The 4729-nt window shown below is 68.9% G+C and carries 4 protein-coding genes and 1 pseudogene; 3 read left to right on the top strand and 2 right to left on the bottom strand.

Features of this window, described 5'->3' with window-relative positions; translation table 11 throughout:
* Positions 1-350: pseudogene (locus ACIRDX_RS20575) on the bottom strand (hypothetical protein); the annotation flags it as partial.
* 459 nt (positions 351-809) lie between these two features.
* On the opposite strand from ACIRDX_RS20575, the gene ACIRDX_RS20580 reads away from it, so the two are divergent.
* The 3 genes from ACIRDX_RS20580 to ACIRDX_RS20590 all read left to right on the top strand — a co-directional run bounded on the left by ACIRDX_RS20580 (position 810) and on the right by ACIRDX_RS20590 (position 3414).
* Positions 810-1778, top strand: a complete 969-nt coding sequence (locus tag ACIRDX_RS20580; RefSeq protein WP_396627311.1) for an EamA family transporter — start codon at positions 810-812, stop codon at positions 1776-1778.
* 132 nt (positions 1779-1910) lie between these two features.
* On the top strand, positions 1911-2594 hold the full coding sequence (locus tag ACIRDX_RS20585) for a DUF1326 domain-containing protein (protein ID WP_396627312.1): 684 nt from the start codon (positions 1911-1913) through the stop codon (positions 2592-2594).
* Positions 2595-2670: 76 nt separating this feature from the next.
* Complete coding sequence (locus tag ACIRDX_RS20590; RefSeq protein WP_396627313.1) at positions 2671-3414, top strand: SDR family NAD(P)-dependent oxidoreductase; 744 nt, start codon at positions 2671-2673, stop codon at positions 3412-3414.
* A gap of 193 nt (positions 3415-3607) precedes the next feature.
* On the opposite strand, the gene ACIRDX_RS20595 is transcribed toward ACIRDX_RS20590, so the two are convergent.
* Entirely contained in the window at positions 3608-4552 is a 945-nt protein-coding gene (locus ACIRDX_RS20595) for an aldo/keto reductase (RefSeq protein ID WP_396627314.1), read from the bottom strand.
* Positions 4553-4729 lie beyond the last annotated feature (177 nt).

Below are 4729 nucleotides of genomic sequence, written 5' to 3' on the forward strand. Positions count from 1 at the left end.
AACGGGTTGTCGGAGTACCAGAAGCGGAAGTCGTACGTCATGCCCGGCATGGTGTTGATGAACTGGTACACGCCCCCGCGGCTGAACCCATTCAGGTCGAGCCACTGGTTCCCGTCGTGCGCGACGATGTTGGTGCCCAGAATGTTGTTGCGGACGATGTCGACGTCGGTGAACTGGACGACCCAGGCACCGATCGCATCGCCGTTGTTGAACACCTGCCAGTCGGCGGTGATGACGGGCGTCTCGAAACTGCCGTTGCCGATGAGGTTGGCCTGGGCGGAGGTCGACGTGACGATGGGCAGGCAGAGGGCTGCCAGGAGCAGACGGGCAAGACGGGTGGTGTGCGACATGGGATGTTCCTCGACTCAATGGGCGCAGAAAGGTTGACGCGGAGGCGCGAGAGGACGCCCGCCGACCCGAGCGGGCGGCAGTCGTGCACGGCTCCACTGCCGGGGCACTATCTGCGGTTGGTAGAGTCAACGCCGGTGGCGAGGCAGGCGAACAGGAGCCTCAGGTCGGAATTCAGAGTTCAGAGTTCAGAATGGAGCGCGGGGCGAAGCATCGCCACCGGAACGATTCAAGGTTCAGGAATGACGGCGGGGCGGGCCACGTGGGCGCACGCCGCGTGCTGGCGGCGACGTGCACGGGGGACGTGGCGGTGCCCCGTCCTGCACTGAATTCCGAATCGCAAATTGTGGATTAGGCTTGTGCGTGTCTCGCTCTCGGTGTCAGCCCCCTCCCTTGATTAGGCCAAACGGCAGAGACAGTGGCGCCGCGCCCGTCGCCGCGCGAGCCGGGCGGGCGGCGGCATGAGCGTGACGGTGCGGCAGAAGGCGTACGCGGCGTTCATCGCGGTCTGCTTGTTCTGGGGAACGACCTATCTCGGTATCAAGGTCGCACTGGAGACCGTGCCGCCTTTCCTGCTCGGCGGCATGCGGTTCACCCTGGCCGGCTCGGTGCTGGCGATCGGGCTGCGGCTGCTCGGGCATCGCTGGCCCGATTGGCGGCGCTGGCCCACGTTCCTTGTCATCGGCATCGCCATGCTGGGGTTCGGCAACGGCGGGGTCGTGTGGGCCGAGCAGTTCATGGCGAGCGGCCTGGTGGCCGTGCTGGTCGCCTCGACGCCGTTCTGGATGGTCGGGATCGAGGCGCTGGCCGGCGGCGAGCGCCTCACCGGCCGCGTGGTCGGCGGGTTGCTGATTGGGTTCTCCGGCATCCTGCTGCTGGTGTGGCCCGACCTGGTGACCGCCCTCACGACCACCACCGGGCTGGTGTGGGTCGGCGGCCTGGTGTCGACGCAGCTGGCCTGCATCGGCTGGGCCCTGGGGTCGACGCTCTCCAAGAAGAAGCTGCACGACATGGACCCGCTGGTCGCCTCGGCCTTCCAGATGCTGGCGGGCGGCCTGGTCATGCTCACCGTCGCCGCGGTCCTCGGCGAGTACGGCCGGCTCACCTGGACGGGCCGCAGCTTCGCCGCGGTGGTGTACCTGTTCTTCGCCGGGAGCCTGATCGGGTTCGTCGCGTACACCTACGCCCTGCGGCACCTGCCGATGTCGGTCGTCTCGCTCTACCCCTACGTCAACCCCGTCGTCGCAGTGATCCTCGGCACCTGGCTGCTGCGCGAACCGCTCGGCTGGCGCACGGTGGCGGCCATCGTCGTCATCCTCGCCGGCAGCGCCATCGTGTCGGGCAGCCCGAAGCGGGCGACGCACCTGGCGCACCCGGACGAGCCGGTCCCCGACGTGGACGAGGTTGAGCGGGACGAGGCACGCGCGTAGAGTGGAAGAACAGGCTCACGGCTTTGAGGTAGGGCGCGATGTCCCCATCGCGCCGTTGGTTCGTTCCCGTGTGGTCGTTGGATTCACGGCGGGGTGGGGACACCCCGCCCTACCTGTCACAAAGGGCACTCCATGTTTCGAGCGACGTTGACACTCACGACGATGCTGGCCGCCGCTCCCGCGTTCGCGGCAGACGGCACGCCGACCGCCACGGCCGCCGTGCCCACCGTCACGGGCACCTACGTCGAGGCGCGCACCGCGGAGGTGTTCGCCGGCGGCTGCATCATGAACTCCGAGGCCGAGACCATGGGCCGGCAGGCCGTGCTGGCATGGCGGGTCGATCGCGGGTCCATCGGCGGCGTGTCGCTCGACGGGCTGTCGGTGGTGGCCGCGTTGTCGGGCACGCACAACCTCGGCATGCGCGAGATGGGCGGCGAGTCGCCCACGCTGGTGAAGACGCTGATGTACGTCGACGAGCGGGCCACGCAGGCCCAGCGCGACGCCCTGGTCGCGATGGTGCGGTCGGCGATCGGCGACCTCGCCCTGCGCGTGGTGGACGTGCAGGCCGTGCCCATCGCCTTCGAGCGCACGCACCACGCGGCGGCAGTGCAGGCCGGCGACGCGCAGCTGCAGATCGAGGCGCACATCCACCACGATCCGTCCTGCGGCGCGATGCAGTGGTTCCACCCGCTGTCGCGCGGCGCGGAAGCCGAGGTCGGCCTCACGAAGACCCAGTCGTTCACGGGCCAGCAGCTCGGCACGCGCTGGTCGCAGGCCGACAAGCGGTCCGCGTTCGTCGGCACCTTCGCGTTCTAGCTCACGGAGGTAGGGCGCGGTCTCCGACCGCGCCGCTGACGGCGCGATGAGGACATCGCGCCCTACCTCGGCGACGATGCTTCTTCGCGACAGGGTCGTCCTCGTGACCGGGGGCGCGCGCATGGGCGCCTCGCTCGGCGCCGCGCTGGGCGCGTGCGGCGCGCGGGTGGCCTTCTCGTACGCCCGCTCGGCCGAGGCCATCGCGCAGGCCGCGGCCGACACCGCTGCGGCGGGCGGCCAATCGCACATCCTTCAGGCCGACCTGCGTGATCCCGACGCCTGTGGACGCCTCGTGGACGATGTGGTGGCGTGGGGTGGCGGTATCGACGTTCTGGTCGCCCTCGCGTCGACCTATGACCGCGTGCCGCTCGATGACGTCACGCCCGACACGTGGCGCAGCCACCTGGCGGTCGACCTCGACGCCACCTTCCACTGCGCCCGCGCCGCGGCGCGCCACATGCGCGCACAGGGCAGCGGCGGACACCTGATTTTCTGCAGTGACTGGGTCGCCGCCAGCGCCCGCCCGCGCTACACGGGATACGTCCCCTACTACGTGGCCAAAGCCGGCGTCGTCGCCCTCACCGAGGCGCTGGCGCTCGAGCTCGCGGGCGATGGCATCCAGGTGAACGCGATTGCCCCCGGCCCGATCCTGCCGGCCGCGGGCAGCACCGCCGAGATGCAGGCCGCCGTGCTCCAGGCCACGCCGCTCGGCCGCTGGGGCGGCCCCGACGTGGTGACCCACGCCGTGATGGGATTACTGCAGCAGGACTGGGTGACGGGACAGACCGTCAGGGTCGACGGCGGACGGCATCTCGTCTGAGACGGGAAATGCCGCGATGCCGCGATGCCGAGAATGCCGCAAAGAACCAACGGCAAAGTGCAGCGTGGGAAGGACGAACGGCGTGAACCTTCCGTCCTTCCGTCCTTCCGTCCTTCCCGTCCTTGCCGTCCTTCGCCCTTCCCGCCCTGCCTTCTTTCCTTCTGCTCTTCTACCCTTCTACCCTTCCGCTGTCCTACGCGCTTGGCAGCGCGTCGATGAACGCGGCCATCTGCTTGCGCGTCGCCTCGTCGGGGAGCTTGCCCCGTCCACCGGCAAGGTTGTCGGCCATGTTGGCGGCCTTGCTCGTGGCCGGCGTCACGCACGTGACGGCCGGATGGGCGATCACGTACTTCAGGAACACCTGGGCCCACGTCTCGGCGCCGATCGCCTTGGCGAAGTCGGGCACCGGCCGCTGGCCGACGCGCGTGAACAGGCGCGTGCGCCCGAACGGCACGTACACCAGCACGCCGATCTTGCGCTCCTGCGCCAGCGGCAGGATCGACGCCTCGACGTCGCGGTTGTCGATGGCGTAGTCGACGCCGATGAAGTCGAGTGGCTCGTTCTTCATGATCGTCTGCAACTCGGCGTACTGCGCCTTGTTGGTGCTGGTTACGCCGATGTAGCGGACCTTGCCGGCCTTCTTCATCTCCTTCAGGATGCCCAGCTGCGTCGGGACGTCGCCCAGGTTGTGCACCTGGATCAGGTCCACCTTGGCCTTCTTGAGCTTGGTGAACGACGACTCGATCTGCGCCTTCGCGGCCGCCGGATCCGCCCCGCCGCCGCCCCGGCCCGCCACGTTGACCTTGGTGGCCCAGAACACCTTGTCGGTGAGGCTCAGCTCCCCGGCAATCCGGCCGGCCACCTCCTCGGACGCCCCATAGCTGGGGGCCGTATCGAACACCGTGCCGCCCTGCTCGATGAGCGCCTTGAGCACGTCGCGCAGCGCGCTGACGTCCTCGCTGCGAGCCACCTGCGAGAAGGTCGCCGAGCTGCCGAGCCCGACCACGGGCAGCTTCTCCCCAGACGAGGGGATGGCGCGCATGATGAGCGGCTGCTGGGCGAGCAGTCGAATCGGATCGAAAGCCAGGGCGGCACCAGCCCCGGCGGTCAAGGTCAGCCAGTCACGGCGATTCAGCATGTACGGAGTCCTCCAAGGCATTCCGACGACGGGAGGGGGGCAAACGTTGCACAGTAATTCAGAATTCAAAGTTCAGAATGAAGCGCGGGGCAGGCATCGCCACCTCAATCAGCAGGGGCATTCACGCGCGGGGCGGGCACCTCCACATCCTCCGCAGGGGCATTCAGGCGCGGGGCG

The organism is Luteitalea sp., from assembly GCF_044337415.1.
Classification (GTDB): Bacteria; Acidobacteriota; Vicinamibacteria; order Vicinamibacterales; family Vicinamibacteraceae; genus Luteitalea.

What these genes read in the sequence shown, in the direction of transcription:
- ACIRDX_RS20590 (WP_396627313.1), top strand. Translation starts at nt 2,671, where the DNA reads ATGCTTCTTCGCGACAGGGTCGTCCTCGTGACCGGGGGCGCGCGCATG.
- ACIRDX_RS20580 (WP_396627311.1), top strand. Translation starts at nt 810, where the DNA reads ATGAGCGTGACGGTGCGGCAGAAGGCGTACGCGGCGTTCATCGCGGTC.
- ACIRDX_RS20585 (WP_396627312.1), top strand. Translation starts at nt 1,911, where the DNA reads ATGTTTCGAGCGACGTTGACACTCACGACGATGCTGGCCGCCGCTCCC.
- ACIRDX_RS20595 (WP_396627314.1), bottom strand. Translation starts at nt 4,552, where the DNA reads ATGCTGAATCGCCGTGACTGGCTGACCTTGACCGCCGGGGCTGGTGCC.